At 67.1% G+C, this 14,458-nt stretch carries 15 protein-coding genes; 9 read left to right on the forward strand and 6 right to left on the reverse strand.

Annotated elements, in window-relative coordinates:
* Positions 1-116 precede the first annotated feature (116 nt).
* The 3 genes from ctaD (at position 117) to KB874_RS10295 (ending at position 3,270) form a co-directional block, all read left to right on the forward strand.
* The gene (gene ctaD, locus KB874_RS10285; protein ID WP_212536496.1) at positions 117-1,790 is read left to right on the forward strand and encodes a cytochrome c oxidase subunit I; all 1,674 of its coding nucleotides are present in this window, start codon (positions 117-119) and stop codon (positions 1,788-1,790) included.
* 67 nt (positions 1,791-1,857) lie between these two features.
* Positions 1,858-2,352: a DUF2244 domain-containing protein gene (locus KB874_RS10290; protein ID WP_212536497.1), complete on the forward strand. Its 495-nt coding sequence runs from the start codon at positions 1,858-1,860 to the stop codon at positions 2,350-2,352.
* A 12-nt stretch (positions 2,353-2,364) separates the two neighbouring features.
* Positions 2,365-3,270, forward strand: a complete 906-nt coding sequence (locus KB874_RS10295; RefSeq protein ID WP_212536498.1) for a hypothetical protein — start codon at positions 2,365-2,367, stop codon at positions 3,268-3,270.
* Positions 3,271-3,298: 28 nt separating this feature from the next.
* Here the strand turns inward: KB874_RS10295 and KB874_RS10300 are convergent, their stop codons facing one another.
* Positions 3,299-3,763, reverse strand: coding sequence for a GatB/YqeY domain-containing protein (locus KB874_RS10300; protein WP_212536499.1), 465 nt, complete (start codon positions 3,761-3,763; stop codon positions 3,299-3,301).
* A 179-nt stretch (positions 3,764-3,942) separates the two neighbouring features.
* Here KB874_RS10300 and carA point away from each other — a divergent pair, with 179 nt between their 5' ends.
* Both carA and KB874_RS10310 read left to right on the forward strand, forming a co-directional pair.
* Positions 3,943-5,097 (forward strand): glutamine-hydrolyzing carbamoyl-phosphate synthase small subunit, encoded by a 1,155-nt coding sequence (gene carA, locus KB874_RS10305; RefSeq protein ID WP_212536500.1) that lies wholly within the window; start codon positions 3,943-3,945, stop codon positions 5,095-5,097.
* A gap of 101 nt (positions 5,098-5,198) precedes the next feature.
* Complete coding sequence (locus KB874_RS10310) at positions 5,199-7,091, forward strand: glycosyltransferase family 2 protein (protein ID WP_212536501.1); 1,893 nt, start codon at positions 5,199-5,201, stop codon at positions 7,089-7,091.
* Here the strand turns inward: KB874_RS10310 and KB874_RS10315 are convergent, their stop codons facing one another.
* Complete coding sequence (locus tag KB874_RS10315; protein WP_212536502.1) at positions 7,092-7,736, reverse strand: GntR family transcriptional regulator; 645 nt, start codon at positions 7,734-7,736, stop codon at positions 7,092-7,094.
* Positions 7,737-7,836: 100 nt separating this feature from the next.
* Here KB874_RS10315 and KB874_RS10320 point away from each other — a divergent pair, with 100 nt between their 5' ends.
* The 3 genes from KB874_RS10320 (at position 7,837) to KB874_RS10330 (ending at position 10,040) form a co-directional block, all read left to right on the forward strand.
* The gene (locus KB874_RS10320) at positions 7,837-8,496 is read left to right on the forward strand and encodes a pyrimidine 5'-nucleotidase (protein WP_212536503.1); all 660 of its coding nucleotides are present in this window, start codon (positions 7,837-7,839) and stop codon (positions 8,494-8,496) included.
* An 82-nt stretch (positions 8,497-8,578) separates the two neighbouring features.
* Entirely contained in the window at positions 8,579-8,782 is a 204-nt protein-coding gene (locus KB874_RS10325) for a hypothetical protein (protein WP_212536504.1), read from the forward strand.
* 64 nt (positions 8,783-8,846) lie between these two features.
* Complete coding sequence (locus tag KB874_RS10330; protein ID WP_212536505.1) at positions 8,847-10,040, forward strand: UbiH/UbiF family hydroxylase; 1,194 nt, start codon at positions 8,847-8,849, stop codon at positions 10,038-10,040.
* Positions 10,041-10,107: 67 nt separating this feature from the next.
* Here KB874_RS10330 and KB874_RS10335 read toward each other — a convergent pair whose 3' ends face one another.
* The 3 genes from KB874_RS10335 to KB874_RS10345 all read right to left on the reverse strand — a co-directional run bounded on the left by KB874_RS10335 (position 10,108) and on the right by KB874_RS10345 (position 12,253).
* Complete coding sequence (locus KB874_RS10335) at positions 10,108-11,235, reverse strand: aminotransferase class V-fold PLP-dependent enzyme (protein WP_212536506.1); 1,128 nt, start codon at positions 11,233-11,235, stop codon at positions 10,108-10,110.
* A 110-nt stretch (positions 11,236-11,345) separates the two neighbouring features.
* Entirely contained in the window at positions 11,346-11,801 is a 456-nt protein-coding gene (locus KB874_RS10340; protein ID WP_212536507.1) for an Lrp/AsnC family transcriptional regulator, read from the reverse strand.
* Entirely contained in the window at positions 11,798-12,253 is a 456-nt protein-coding gene (locus KB874_RS10345; RefSeq protein WP_212536508.1) for an Lrp/AsnC family transcriptional regulator, read from the reverse strand. The genes KB874_RS10340 and KB874_RS10345 overlap by 4 nt, the downstream gene beginning before the upstream one ends.
* Before the next feature lie 87 nt (positions 12,254-12,340).
* On the opposite strand from KB874_RS10345, the gene ilvC reads away from it, so the two are divergent.
* A complete protein-coding gene (gene ilvC, locus KB874_RS10350; protein WP_212536921.1) occupies positions 12,341-13,408 on the forward strand; it encodes a ketol-acid reductoisomerase in 1,068 nt (355 codons plus the stop codon).
* 64 nt (positions 13,409-13,472) lie between these two features.
* On the opposite strand, the gene KB874_RS10355 is transcribed toward ilvC, so the two are convergent.
* Entirely contained in the window at positions 13,473-13,889 is a 417-nt protein-coding gene (locus tag KB874_RS10355) for a hypothetical protein (protein WP_212536509.1), read from the reverse strand.
* Positions 13,890-14,458 lie beyond the last annotated feature (569 nt).

Genomic DNA, 14,458 nt, shown 5'->3' on the forward strand with positions numbered 1-14,458 from the left:
TTGATCTGCGTCAAATCCGTCCATTGCTGCGCTGCCGCTCACATTCTAGAAAACCTAGGCAACGACGTGCCGGGATTCCCCGGCGCGTACGACGGAACAGCAGCAGGAGGCAGACAATGGCAGATGCAGCCATTCACGGCCACGAGCACGAAGACAACCGGGGCTTCTTTACCCGGTGGTTCATGTCGACGAACCACAAGGACATCGGGATTCTCTACCTGATCGTCTCGGCGCTCGCAGGCTTTGTCGCGGTGGCATTCACCGTTTACATGCGCATGGAGCTCATGGAGCCCGGCGTTCAATACATGTGCATGGAGGGTGCCCGGCTGACCGCCGCCGCGGTTTCCGAGTGTACGCCCAACGGCCACCTGTGGAATGTGCTGATCACGGGCCACGGCATCCTGATGATGTTCTTCGTGGTCATCCCGGCGCTGTTCGGCGGTTTCGGCAACTATTTCATGCCGTTGCAGATCGGCGCGCCGGACATGGCGTTCCCGCGGATGAACAACCTGTCGTTCTGGCTGTATGTCGCCGGCACCACGCTGGCGATCTGCTCGGTCTTTGCGCCGGGCGGCAATGGCCAGCTGGGTTCGGGCGTGGGCTGGGTCCTGTATCCGCCGCTGTCGACGACTGAGGCCGGCTACTCGATGGACCTCGCGATCTTCGCGGTGCACGTCTCGGGCGCGTCGTCGATCCTGGGCGCGATCAACATGATCACCACCTTCCTGAACATGCGCGCCCCCGGAATGACGCTGTTCAAGGTTCCGCTGTTCTCATGGTCAATCTTCGTGACCGCGTGGCTGATCCTCTTGGCCCTGCCGGTCCTGGCGGGTGCGATCACCATGCTGCTGACCGACCGCAACTTCGGCACGACCTTCTTCGATCCGGCCGGTGGCGGTGACCCGATCCTGTATCAGCACATCCTGTGGTTCTTTGGCCACCCGGAAGTGTATATCGTGATCCTGCCCGGCTTCGGCATCATCAGCCACGTCATCGCGACCTTCTCGCGCAAGCCGGTCTTCGGCTACCTGCCGATGGTCTGGGCGATCATCGCGATCGGCGCGCTGGGCTTTGTCGTGTGGGCGCACCACATGTACACGGTCGGCATGTCGCTGACCCAGCAGAGCTACTTCATGCTGGCGACGATGGTCATCGCGGTGCCCACGGGGGTCAAGATCTTCTCGTGGATCGCGACCATGTGGGGCGGCTCGATCGAGTTCAAGACGCCGATGCTCTGGGCTTTCGGCTTCCTGTTCCTGTTCACCGTGGGCGGCGTGACGGGCATCGTCCTGTCGCAGGCCGGCGTGGACCGCGCCTATCACGACACCTACTATGTCGTGGCGCACTTCCACTACGTGATGTCGCTGGGTGCGGTGTTCGCGATCTTCGCAGGGGTCTACTTCTACTTCCCCAAGATGACCGGCCGCATGTATCCGGAATGGGCGGGCAAGCTGCACTTCTGGACGTTCTTCATCGGCGCCAACCTGACCTTCTTCCCCCAGCACTTCCTGGGCCGTCAGGGCATGCCCCGCCGCTACATCGACTACCCCGAGGCCTTCGCCTACTGGAACTACATCTCGTCCTGGGGTGCGTTCCTGTCCTTTGCCTCGTTCCTGTTCTTCTTCGGCGTCATCATCTACAGCCTGCGCGCAGGCAAGCCGGCGACCGAGAACAACCCGTGGAACGAATATGCGGACACGCTGGAATGGACCCTGCCTTCGCCGCCGCCCGAGCACACGTTCGAGCAACTGCCGAAGCGCGAGGACTGGGACAAGCAGCACGCCCACTGAGCGGAGCCTGCGAACCAACCGAAAGGCCCCGCCCAGTGCGGGGCCTTTCCAGTTGACGGACACGCCAATGCCCTACCGCTGGTCAGACAACCCTCCCGACGCCCCGCTGGAGCTGCGCCTCTGGCCGCACAACTCGTTGCCGCCGCAGGGTTTCGCGGCGATGGTGCTGGGCTTCTTCCTGTTCGCCACGATCCCGCTCTACTGGCTGATCGGCACGATGCTGTTCTGGGGCATGCTGCCTTTCGTCGTGGGCGCAGTGGCAGCGCTCTACTATGCGCTGCACCGCAACGGGCGCGACCGCAACATCCTCGAGGTGCTGACGCTGTCGCCGCAGGAAATGCACCTGACCCGGACCGATCCGGGCGGCGCGCGGCGCGAATGGATGTCGAACACCTACTGGGTCCGCGTCTCGCTGCACCCGAAGGGGGGGCCGGTGCCGAACTACGTCACCATGAAGGGCGACGGACGAGAGGTTGAGATCGGCGCCTTCCTGAGCGAAGACGAGCGCAAGGCGCTTTTCACCGAACTGGACGACCGGGTCCGGCGTCTGACCCGGGACTGAGAAAGGGCGCGCATGGCGCAGGAACCGGCCACCCCCAAGACACGGCGCGCGGCGCTGCGCCTCGCGGTGGCGCTGGGCGGGGCGTCGCTGGCCGGGCGACTGGCGCGGGCGCCGTCTGAACGGGCGGCCCTGGCACTGCGACGCCTGCCGCGTAGCACGGCACCGGCCGGCCATGTCACCTTCCTGATCCCGCTGGTCGGACCGCAGCACGTGGGCGACTGGCAGGCGGTCTGCGCCCGGCTGGCGACCACCCTGCAAAGCTTTCTCGACCAGGACGATCCGCGCTGGCGCGCCGTCATCTGTTGCCAGCAGCGTCCGCCCCTGCCCGACGATCCCCGCATCACCTGGCTGCCCTTCGACGATCCCACGCCCGGCAACGACAAGTGGCGCAAGCTGGGCGCGCTCTGCGATCACCTGCCCGCGCTGGGCGGTGGTGAGGGCTATGTCATGAGTTTCGACGCCGACGACCTGCTGCGCCACGGCACCGTGGCCGAGATGCTGCGCCGGCAGGCGCCGGGCGGATACATTGTTCAGGCGGGTCTCGTGCTGGATCACGCGACCGGAGACATCGCGCTGGCCGATGTGCCCTCTCTGGCGCAACCGCTGCGCAAACCCTTCTGGAAGCTCTGCGGCTCCTGCGCCGCGCTGCGCCTCGACCCGACCCGACCCGAGGCCGTGACCTTCCTGCGTGCGATGACGGCACATGAACATCGGATGTTCCCGCACCTGGCCGCGCTGGCCGGGCGGGCGCTGACGCCGCTCGAACACCCTTCGGTGCTATACATCCTGAACCATGGCGAGAATTTCGGCGCGCGCCGCGGGCGGGTCGGATTCAAGACCCGCTTCGTACAGCGCTTTCGCATCGACGATCCGCAGGACTTGGCGGCCATCGCCACCGATTTCCCGCCGGTCGCATAGGGCGGCGTTTCCCCCGCCCCGGGCGCGGTCAGCCCGCCAGCCGGTCCTTGACCCGTGCGCCCACCGCGCCGAAATCCATCTGGCCCGAGTAGCGCGCCTTCAGCGCCCCCATGACCCGGCCCATGTCGCGGATCGAACCCGCGCCGACCTCTGCCACCGCCTCCTCGATCGCCTGAGTGACCTCGGCTTCGGTCAGGGCGCGCGGCAGGAACTCCTCGATCACGGTGATTTCCTGCAATTCCCGCTCGGCCAGGTCCAGCCGGCCGCCTTCCTCGTAGGTCTTGGCGCTTTCACGGCGCTGCTTGACCATCTTGCCCAGGATGGTCAGCACCTCGGCATCGTCGACGCCGCCATCGTTGCCTTCGCCCCGGGCGGCGATGTCGCGGTCCTTGATCGCGGCGTTGATCAGCCGCAATGTCGAGAGCCGCGCCTGGTCCTTGTCCCGCATCGCCTGCTTGGTCGCAGTCGATACCTGAGTGCGCAAATCCGTCATGCCCATCCCCATATGGCCTGAGCGCGGACCATACCGAAACAGGCGGATGCAGGCAACACCAAGGGCTTTCTCACAAGCTACTGAAAACAAATAACTTCATATCACCCCATCACCCTTGACCCCGGAATGCCCCCGGCATAGGTTCCGCCCAATTTGCCCATCGGAACACGGAGTCGCCCATGCTCGCCTCTCCTGCGCGCCCCACCGCCTGCCTCGCCCTGGCTGACGGCACCATCTTCTACGGACAGGGGTTCGGCGCCACCGGCCAGACCGTGGCCGAACTGTGCTTCAACACCTCTATGTCCGGCTACCAGGAAATCATGACCGATCCCTCCTATGCCGGGCAGGTCGTGACCTTCACCTTCCCGCATATCGGCAATGTCGGCGTGAACCCCGAAGACGACGAGACAGCGGACCCGGTGGCAGCCGGCATGGTGGTCAAGTGGATGCCGACCGAGGCGTCGAACTGGCGCGCCGTGGGCGGTCTGTCCGACTGGCTGGCGGCGCGCGGCCGCATCGCCATCGGCGGTGTGGATACCCGCCGCCTGACCCGCGCCATCCGCGCGCAGGGCGCGCCGCACGTGGCGCTTGCCCATGACCCCGAGGGCAAGTTCGACCTCGCCCGCCTGGTCGAGGCCGCGCGCGGCTTTTCGGGCCTGACCGGGCTCGATCTCGCCAAGGACGTGACCTGCGCTCAGTCCTACCGCTGGGACGAGATGCGCTGGGCCTGGCCCGAGGGCTATGCCCGCCAGGTCGCCCCGAAACACAAGGTCGTCGCGGTGGATTACGGCGCCAAGCGCAACATCCTGCGCTGCCTCGCCTCGGCGGGCTGCGACGTGACCGTGCTGCCAGCCTCTGCCACCTATGACGACGTGATGGCGCATTCGCCCGACGGCGTGTTCCTGTCGAACGGCCCTGGCGACCCGGCGGCGACCGGCACCTATGCCGTTCCGATGATCCGCGACCTGCTGGATAAGACAGAGCTGCCGATCTTCGGCATCTGCCTGGGGCACCAGATGCTGGCGCTGGCACTGGGCGGCAAGACGATCAAGATGAACCACGGCCATCATGGCGCGAACCATCCCGTCAAGGACATGGAGACCGGCAAGGTCGAGATCACCTCGATGAACCACGGTTTCGCCGTGGACAGCCAGACCCTGCCAAGAGGCGTGGTCGAAACCCATGTCAGCCTGTTCGACGGCTCGAACTGCGGCATCCGCATGGCCGACCGCCCGGTGTTCAGTGTCCAGCACCACCCCGAGGCCAGCCCCGGCCCGCAGGACAGCTTCTACCTGTTCGAACGCTTCGCGGCGTCGATGGCGGCGGCCGGGTAATCGGCCCCGCGCCACAGACGGCCCGAGCCGGTTAACCGCCTGTTAACCGACTTCATGTGACGCTCGGATCGGTTTCGAACCGGACCGGGCGACAGCGTGACATGAACCAGCAGGCACAGATCCTGGAAGACCTGCGTCGCACCTCCCCGCTGGGGCCGCGCGACGAACCGCTGAGCCGCATCCTTCTGGATGCCGGCGCCCTGTCGCCACAGGCCCTTCTGTCAGCAACGGCCGAGGCTGCGCGGCTCAACCGGCCCCTGGCACAGGTGATCGAGGCCGAAGACCTGCTGCCCCTTGCCGACCTGCTGGACGCCCAGGCGCAGCGTCACGGCGTGCCTGTGCTGCGCCGCGACGCGCATCCGCCGGACGAGACCGCCCTCGCCGCCCTGCCCGCGCGCTTTTGCCTCGACCACGCAGTGCTGCCCTGGTTCCGGCGCGGCGACACGCTGGTTCTGGCCACCGCCCGGCCCGACGATTTCCCGCGGATTCTGACCAAGTTGCCGCCCGATATCGGCCCGGTCACCATGGCGATCACCTCCGAGGCCGAGATCCACACCACCATCTCCGAAAGCCATGGCACGGCACTGGCGAGAGGCGCCGAGACCTTGCGCCCCGCCGCTGACAGCTGCCGCGACCTGGTGCGGCTGGACCGCAGCGCGGGCGCCGTGGCCGCGGTGGCGCTGGTGCTGTCTGTCGGGCTGCTGGCACTGGCGCCGCAGATGTTCTTTGGCGGGGCTCTGGCGCTGGCGCTGGGCTCGCTGATCGTCGCCCAGGGGATGAAGCTGGCGGCGCTAGTCGCGACGCTGCGCCGTCCCCTACCCGCCCCGCCGGACGAGCTGCGCATGCCACCGCAGCCACCTGTCGTTACCCTGCTGGTGCCACTCTACCGCGAACGCGCGATCGCCCGCGCCCTGGTCGCGCGACTCTCGCGCCTGACCTATCCGCGCACCCTGCTGGACGTGATCCTGATCCTCGAGGAGCACGACGACCAGACCCGCGCCGCGCTGGCCGAGGCCCACCTGCCACGCTGGATCCGCACGCTCGAAGTGCCGCAAGGCCAGCCCATGACCAAGCCGCGCGCACTGAACTATGCGCTGAACTTTGCCCGGGGCACCATCATCGGAATCTACGACGCCGAGGACGCGCCCGCCCCCGACCAGGTCGACCGCGTGGTGGCGCATTTCGCGCAGGCGCCGCGCGACGTGGCCTGCCTGCAAGGGGTGCTCGATTTCTACAACCCGCGCGCCAACTGGCTGTCGCGCTGTTTCGCCATCGAATATGCCAGCTGGTTCCGGGTGCTGCTGCCCGGCCTCGTGCGGCTGGGTCTTGCGGTACCGCTGGGCGGCACCACGGTTTTCCTGCGCCGCGACGCGCTCGAAGCGGTGGGTGGCTGGGACGCCCACAACGTGACCGAGGATGCCGACCTGGGCATGCTGCTGGCGCGGCGCGGCTATCGGACCGACGTGATTCCGACCGTGACCCGGGAAGAGGCGAACAACCGCGCCTGGCCCTGGATCCGGCAACGCTCGCGCTGGCTCAAGGGCTATGCCATCACCTGGTGGGTGCACAGCCGCCACCCCCGCGCGCTGTGGCGCGACCTTGGGCCGTGGCGCTTCTTCGGGGTGCAGACGCTGTTCCTGGCGACGCTGGCGCAATTCGTGCTGGCGCCGGTTCTGTGGTCCTTCTGGCTGATCCTCCTGGGCCTGCCGCATCCGCTGGACGGTGTCATGAGCGACGCCTCGCGCCGCGTCCTGATCGGCACCTTCCTGTCGGCCGAGGCGATCTCGCTGGCCTTTGGCATCATCGCGCTGGCGCGCAGCCCGCATCGCCGGCTGATCCCCTGGGTGCCGACCCTGTTCCTGTATTTCCCGCTGGGCACGTTCGCTATCTACAAAGCGCTTTGGGAGGTGCTGCGCAAGCCGTTCTACTGGGACAAGACCGACCACGGGCATTCCGCCCCCGACGGGCCCGGCGCCGACCTGCCGCGCGGCTGATCAGCCGGCGTTCTGCACGTCCAGCTTCAGCCGCGTCACGAAGGCCACCGAGATATGGTCGCGCAGCGCCTTGTAGGCCGCGTCCTCGTCGCGCCGCGCGATGGCATCGACGATGGCCTGGTGTTCGGCCAGGGCGATCTCTCCGCGCCCCTGCGCCGCCAGCGAGGTCGTCGCCATCAGCGCCATCGACCGGTGCACCAGGTCCAGCTGCTGCACCAGGAAGCGGTTGTGCGAGGCAAGGTGGATCATCTTGTGGAACCGCCGGTTCGCGCGGGCCAGCGCCTTGGGATCCTTCAGCAGCGCGCGATCGTCGCTCACCATGTCGCGCAGCACCTGCACCTCTTCCTCGGTGGCGTGGCGCGCCGCCAGCCGGGCCGCCAGCCCCTCCAGCTCGGTGCGGACGGCGTAAAGCTCGGCCATCTGGTTGTGATCCAGCGAGGCGACGATCAGCGACCGACCGTCTCGGGTCAGCAGCGACTGCGTCTCGAGCCGCTGCAACGCCTCGCGTATGGGCGTGCGCGACACGCCGAACCGCTCTGCCAGCTCGCTTTCCACCAGCCGGTCGCCCGGGCGGTAGATACCCGAATCGATGGCGTCGAGGATCATGCCGTAGGCGTCCCGCGGCGGGGTCTTGGTCAGGGTCATGCCGTGCTCCGTGGCGTCGTCCGGCAACGATAGACAGGCCAGGGCCGAACGATCAACCACCGCGATGGACGCAGGCCCTACGCCGCGCTATTTCAGAGACATGCCAAAGCCGTTCTTCTCTCATGTCCGCCACTGGGTCTTCGACCTGGACAACACGCTGTATCCACCCGCCGCGCGCCTCTTCGACCAGATCGAGACGCGGATGACCGCCTTCGTGATGAAGACGGCCCAGGTCGGCCGGGCCGAGGCCGACCGCCTGCGCGCCCGCTACTGGGCCGAATACGGCACCACGCTGGCCGGGCTGATGGAGAACCACCGCGTCGATCCCGACGAATACCTCGTGGACGTGCATGACATCGCCTTCGACGCGCTCGAACCCGACCCCCACCTGGCGGACTGCATCGCCGCCCTGCCGGGGCGCAAGATCGTCTACACCAACGGCTCGGCCCCCTATGCCGCGCAGGTTCTCAGGGCGCGCGGACTGGATGCCGCCTTTGACGCGATCTATGGCGTGGAGCACGCGGGATACGCGCCGAAACCCCGCCGCGAGGCCTTCGAGCGGGTCTTTGACCGCGACGGGCTGGAGCCGGGTGCCGCGGCGATGTTCGAGGACGACCCGCGCAACCTGGCCGCCCCCCACGCGATGGGCCTGCGCACCGTTCACGTCGCCCCCGAGCCCGAACCCGCCCCGCACATCCACCACCACACCGAGGACCTCGGCGACTTCCTCGCACGCCTGACCGGACTGGCGCGCCGCTAGCGCCGCTCTGCGGCATTTTGCGCCTGTCCGCTGCACCGCAGCACACTATATCGCGTTCCAGAACACATAAGGAGACGCGAATATGACTGTTGCCACCACCGACACCATGACCACCCGCCGCGAAGGCATCAGCGACGAACGCGCCGCAGGCTTGGTCGCGCTGACGATCATCGGGCTTTTCGCCGGCTCGACCGCCCTCTGGGGCCTTGTCGGCTTGGCCATGGCCGCCCTGTCGATGGTCCCGGTCATCTATGTCGTGCTGCTGCTCATCACAGTGGGCAAGTAAGCGCCTTCGCCGCATGGCCGCCCCGCACCGCGCGCCCTAGATTGCGTGGCAAAGGAGTAGGTCCATGGATTACGACATCGTCATCTCGGGCGGCGGTATCGCGGGTCTGACCGCGGCCGCCGCCCTTGGTTCGGCGAGCTTCTCGGTGCTTTGCGTCGATCCCGCCCCACCCGTGACCGCGCGCGAGGCCGAGGGGGCCGACCTGCGCTCGACCGCCTTCCTGCAACCGGCGCGTGCCTTCCTGCAGGAGTCGGGGCTGTGGGACAGGCTGGCGGACCACGCCATGCCGCTGCAGGTCATGCGGATCGTCGATGCCGGGGGCGAGACGCCCGAACCCCGCGTCACCCGCGATTTCGACGCGACCGACCTGGGCGACCTGCCCTTTGGCTGGAACCTGCCCAACTGGCTGCTGCGGCGCGAGATGGCGGCGCGGCTGGGCGAGATGGACAGCGTCGATTTCCGCCCCGGCACCGCGACCACCGCCCTCTTCACCCGAGAGGCAGAGGCCCGAGTCACCCTGTCCGACGGCAGCCGCGTCCGTACCCGGCTTGTCGTGGCGGCGGACGGGCGCAATTCTCCGATGCGGCAGGCGGCGGGTATCGGCGTGCGCACCACGCGCTTCGGCCAGAAGGCGCTGGCCTTTGCCGTCACCCACCCGATCCCGCACAACAACGTCTCGACCGAGATCCACCGCACCGGCGGCCCCTTCACCCTTGTTCCCCTGCCGGATTTCGATGGCCGCCCAAGCTCTGCCATCGTCTGGATGGAAGAAGGCCCAAAGGCCGAGGCGCTGATGGCCCTCGACACGCAGGCCTTCGAGCAGGCCATGTCGGAGCGCTCCTGCCACCTGTTCGGCCCGCTGACGCTGGCCTCGCGCCGCACGCTCTGGCCGATCGTCGCACAAGAGGCGGAACGCCTGTCGGGCCAGCGCCTCGCGCTTGTGGCCGAGGCGGCGCATGTGGTGCCGCCGATCGGTGCGCAGGGCCTGAACATGAGCCTGCGCGACCTCTCGACCCTGCGAGACCTCGCGGTGCAACGCCCCGAGGGGCTGGGCGACGCGAAGATGCTTGACGCCTATCACCGCGCCCGGATCACCGACATCCGTGCCCGCGTCGCCGGGATCACCGCGCTCAACCGGATCTCGATGATGGGCCAACCCGTGCTGCGCGACCTGCGGGCAAAGGGGCTAGACGCGCTCTACAGCCTGAAACCGGTCCGCACGAGCCTGATGCGCCTGGGCCTGGGCGCCGGGACCTGATGCGGACCCGGGCCTCCTGGGGCTCCAAGTATCTCCGAGGTCTGGGGGCAGAGCCCCCGGGACCGGGTCACAGAACCTGGTCGACCACCCGCTTCAGCCGCTCGACCGTGCCGTCCACGTCATAGAGCTTGTCCAGCCCGAACAGCCCGATCCGGAAGGTCGAGAATTCCGGCGGCTCGTCGCATTGCAGCGGCACGCCAGCGGCGATCTGCATGCCCTGCGCGGCAAAGGCGCGGCCGGACTGCACCTCGGGGTCGCCAGTGTAGCAGACCACCACGCCCGGCGCGCCGAACCCCTCGGCCGCGACCGACTTCACGCCCTTCGACGCGAAGAGCGCGCGCACCTTGGCCCCCAGCTCGAACTGGGCATCCTTGAGCCGGCCGAACCCGTATGCCTTCGTCTCGGCCATCGTGTCGCGGAAGGCGCGCAGCCCGTCGGTGGGCAGCGTGGCATGATAGGCATGGCCGCCCTTCTCATAGGTCTCCATGATCTGGCGCCATTTCTTCAGGTCGACGGCGAAACTGTCGCTGGTGGTCTCGGCCATCCGGTCGAGCGCACGCTGCGACAGCATCACCAGCCCCGCCGACGGGGTCGCGGACCAGCCCTTTTGCGGGGCCGAGATCAGCACGTCGACGCCGGTCGCCTTCATGTCGACCCAGGCGCAACCCGAAGCGATGCAATCCAGCACCATCAGCGCGCCCACGGCATGCGCCGCCGCCGCCAGCCGCGTCACGTAATCGTCGGGCAGGATGATCCCGGCCGAGGTTTCCACATGCGGGGCAAAGACGATATCGGGCTTCGTCTCGGCGATCTTCGCCTCGACCTCCTCGATCGGGGCGGGGGCAAAGGGCGCGTCCGACGCGTTGCCCGTCTGCCGCGCCTTGACCACAGTCACGTCGCCGGCGAACCCGCCCGCCTCGACGATCTGGCTCCAGCGGTAGGAGAACCAGCCGTTGCGCACCACCAGCACATCGGCGCCGCGGGCGAACTGGCGGGCGACCGCCTCCATCCCGTAGGTGCCGCCACCGGGGACCACGGCCACCGCGTCGGCTTTGTAGACCTCGCGCAGCATGGCAGAGATGTCGCGCATCACCTGCTGAAAGGCGGCGGACATGTGGTTCAGCGAACGGTCGGTGAACACGACCGAGAATTCCTCCAACCCGTCCGGATCGACGGTATCGAGCAGTGCGGACATGGCCATTTCCTTCCTGTGTCTTTGCGTCCTGATTACCGCATCGCGGCCAAGGCCGTAAGAGGCCACGGGCAGACCGATCGCCGCGGCGGGGATCACGGTTGCGCGCGGGCTCAGACGGGACCCGGCCGCCGCTCCTCGGACAGCAGCACGTTCGCCTCGACGTTGCCCACGCCCGGCAGGGTCATGATGCGCCGCCGCAGGACGCGCTCGAAATCGGGAATGTCGCGCGCCACGACCCGCAGGCGGTAGTCGTAAAGGCCCAACACGTGTTCCACCGTCTGCACCTCTGGGATGGCCGAGACCGCGCGCTCGAAATCCTCGAGGCTCACCCGCCCCTTGGTGGCGAGCTTCACCCCCAGGAAGACCGTCACGCCAAAGCCCAGCGCCGCATGGTCGAGATCCAGCCGCGCGCCCGCGATCACCCCGGCCTCGCGCAGCCGCTTGATACGCCGCCAGCAGGCCGGCTGCGACAGGCCGAAACGCCGCCCCAGCGCGCCGGCGCTGGCCTGCGCGTCTTCGGCCAGGGCGCGGATCAGGCCTCGGTCGATCTCATCCAGCGCGATCACAGCGGCAGGGCCTCGGCCGACTTGACGCGGGCTACATGCATCAGCGCCTCGATGTCGGCGATATGCGGCAGGGTCAGGATGCGCTCGCGGTAAAGCCGCTGGTAATCCGCCATGTCCCGCGCAATCAGCTGAACCCGCGCATCGACCGACCCGAGGAATGTCTGGATCTCGAGCACCTCGGGAACCTCGCGGGCGCTCGCGATGAACTCGTCGAAGGCGCGCGGCTGGGTCTTGTCCAGCTGGATGCGCAAGGACACCTCGACCGTGTAGCCGAGGCTGGGCCAGTGGATCACGCCGCGGACACCACGCAGGATACCTGCACCGCGCAGCCGGTCGAGCCTGCGTGACAGCGTCGTCGGGGTGACGCCGGCACGGTCCGCGAGATCGGCGGCGGGCAGGTCCGGGGCGGCCTGGTACTGACGCAGGATGCGCCGATCCGTATCATCAAGCATGACTTGCCCGCGTTTCCGATTTTTGACGAATGATTTTTCCGCACTTAGCCCAAATGATCCAAAAAACGCAAACGCTTTCATCGAAAAATCCCTAGGTTGCACCCCAGACAACAAACCGGAAGGAAGACCATCATGCGCGTGTATTACGACCGCGATTGCGACATCAACCTGATCAAGGACATGAAGGTGGCGATCCTGGGCTACGGCAGCCAGGGTCACGCTCATGCGCTGAACCTGCGCGATTCGGGCGCCAAGAACGTGGCCGTCGCCCTGCGCGAAGGCTCGCCCAGCGCCAAGAAGGCCGAGGCCGAGGGCCTGAAGGTCATGGGCATCGCCGAGGCTGCCGCCTGGTGCGACCTGATCATGTTCACCATGCCCGACGAGCTTCAGGCCGCCACCTACAAGCAGTATGTGCACGACAACCTGAAGGAAGGCGCGGCGATCGCCTTTGCCCACGGCCTGAACGTGCATTTCGGCCTGATCGAGCCCAAGCCCGGCGTCGACGTCATCATGATGGCGCCCAAGGGCCCCGGCCACACCGTGCGCGGCGAATACACCAAGGGCGGCGGCGTGCCTTGCCTCGTCGCGGTGCACAACGACGCCTCCGGCCGCGCGCTGGAAATCGGCCTGTCCTATTGCTCGGCCATCGGCGGCGGGCGCTCGGGCATCATCGAGACCAACTTCAAGGAAGAGTGCGAAACCGACCTGTTCGGCGAGCAGGCCGTGCTCTGCGGTGGCCTGGTGGAACTGATTCGCATGGGCTTTGAAACCCTGGTCGAGGCGGGCTATGCGCCTGAGATGGCCTATTTCGAGTGCCTGCACGAGGTGAAGCTGATCGTCGACCTGATCTACGAAGGCGGCATCGCGAACATGAACTACTCGATCTCGAACACCGCCGAGTATGGCGAGTATGTCAGCGGCCCGCGCGTCCTGCCCTATGACGAGACCAAGGCCCGGATGAAGGCGATCCTGACCGACATCCAGACCGGCAAGTTCGTGCGCGACTTCATGACGGAGAACACCGTGGGCCAGCCCTTCTTCAAGGGTACGCGCCGGATCAACGACGCGCACCAGATCGAGGCCGTCGGTGAAAAGCTGCGCGGCATGATGCCGTGGATCTCGGCCGGCAAGATGGTCGACAAGTCGCGCAACTGATCGCACGCCTCAAGGCACCAGGATCGCGTCGCCCGAAGGGGCGGCGCGATTGCGTTTTCCGGCCTCAATATCCAGAGGGCAGCCCCGGCTGCGGCACGATCCGCGTCTTGCTGTCGATGCGCATCTTCATCGCCCCTTTCGAGGTTGGCGACATGGACAGGCCCAGCGTGTAGAAATGCCGGTTCACCGACACGCATCCCAGCGTGTTGGGCGAGCCCTGACAGATCATCTGAAAGGCGCGCTGCACCGTCATGACCCCGGCGCCGATGGCTATCTTGATGCCGTTCTTAACCGCGATGGTCGACGGATGCTGCGCGTTGGTCTCGGTCCCGACATGGGCGAAGTAGCTGGCTCCACCCACGCTGACCAGCGCCAGCCAGCACCCGCTCATCCATCCGGTGAGAATGTTCATGTTGGCCTGGAAGGGCACCAGCGTCACGTGGCCCGGATGGTAGGGCAGCCAGGCAAAGTTTCGGGACACGTTGTGGTCGGCGCCGACCTTGACCGCCTCGTAGTCGGGATCGCCCGTGGCCCCCCTTTTTCGGGCCGGTCGAGATAGTAGGCTGTCGGGTTGAACCGCTTGAAGACGGCGCCGTAGGTCTGACCTGGAAAGTTGGGATCGGCCGCGCCCGGTGTCGCGTTCATCGTCGCGACACTGATCTGGATCACGGATCCCGGCTGCAACTTGCGATGCATGACGCTGCTCCCCACGGAAATGCCGCGGCGGGCCACATGCACGGCGCGCGCCGGCCTTCAACGAATGCCGGCATCCTAGGCCAGAGGCCCGGACAAATCACCTGGAAGCGGAGGGAGAGCCGAGCCCCCGTACGGCGTCGCGCGCAGGGGTCGCCGGTGTCAGAGATCGTTCTTGAGCTGGTAGACACACCAGCCCAGCAGGGCCAGCAGCGCAAATATCGGCAGGACGAAGAACGGGTCCATCACTTTTCCTCCTCGAGCATCGAATGTAACTGAGCATAGGCCCGCACCGCGGCGGGGCAACCGGGTCGGCGCAGAGCCGCCGCCCGCCAGCCGGGGGCGATGAATAAACAG

Origin of the sequence: Thetidibacter halocola (assembly GCF_018224955.1) — a bacterium.
In the GTDB taxonomy this organism is placed as follows: domain Bacteria; phylum Pseudomonadota; class Alphaproteobacteria; order Rhodobacterales; family Rhodobacteraceae; genus Thetidibacter; species Thetidibacter halocola.

Coding starts and splice junctions, on each gene's coding strand:
- ctaD (WP_212536496.1), top strand. CDS start 117: ATGGCAGATGCAGCCATTCACGGCCACGAGCACGAAGACAACCGGGGC.
- KB874_RS10345 (WP_212536508.1), bottom strand. CDS start 12,253: ATGCTTGATGATACGGATCGGCGCATCCTGCGTCAGTACCAGGCCGCC.
- KB874_RS10330 (WP_212536505.1), top strand. CDS start 8,847: ATGGATTACGACATCGTCATCTCGGGCGGCGGTATCGCGGGTCTGACC.
- KB874_RS10335 (WP_212536506.1), bottom strand. CDS start 11,235: ATGTCCGCACTGCTCGATACCGTCGATCCGGACGGGTTGGAGGAATTC.
- KB874_RS10310 (WP_212536501.1), top strand. CDS start 5,199: ATGAACCAGCAGGCACAGATCCTGGAAGACCTGCGTCGCACCTCCCCG.
- KB874_RS10320 (WP_212536503.1), top strand. CDS start 7,837: ATGCCAAAGCCGTTCTTCTCTCATGTCCGCCACTGGGTCTTCGACCTG.
- KB874_RS10300 (WP_212536499.1), bottom strand. CDS start 3,763: ATGACGGATTTGCGCACTCAGGTATCGACTGCGACCAAGCAGGCGATG.
- KB874_RS10290 (WP_212536497.1), top strand. CDS start 1,858: ATGCCCTACCGCTGGTCAGACAACCCTCCCGACGCCCCGCTGGAGCTG.
- KB874_RS10325 (WP_212536504.1), top strand. CDS start 8,579: ATGACTGTTGCCACCACCGACACCATGACCACCCGCCGCGAAGGCATC.
- KB874_RS10295 (WP_212536498.1), top strand. CDS start 2,365: ATGGCGCAGGAACCGGCCACCCCCAAGACACGGCGCGCGGCGCTGCGC.
- carA (WP_212536500.1), top strand. CDS start 3,943: ATGCTCGCCTCTCCTGCGCGCCCCACCGCCTGCCTCGCCCTGGCTGAC.
- KB874_RS10315 (WP_212536502.1), bottom strand. CDS start 7,736: ATGACCCTGACCAAGACCCCGCCGCGGGACGCCTACGGCATGATCCTC.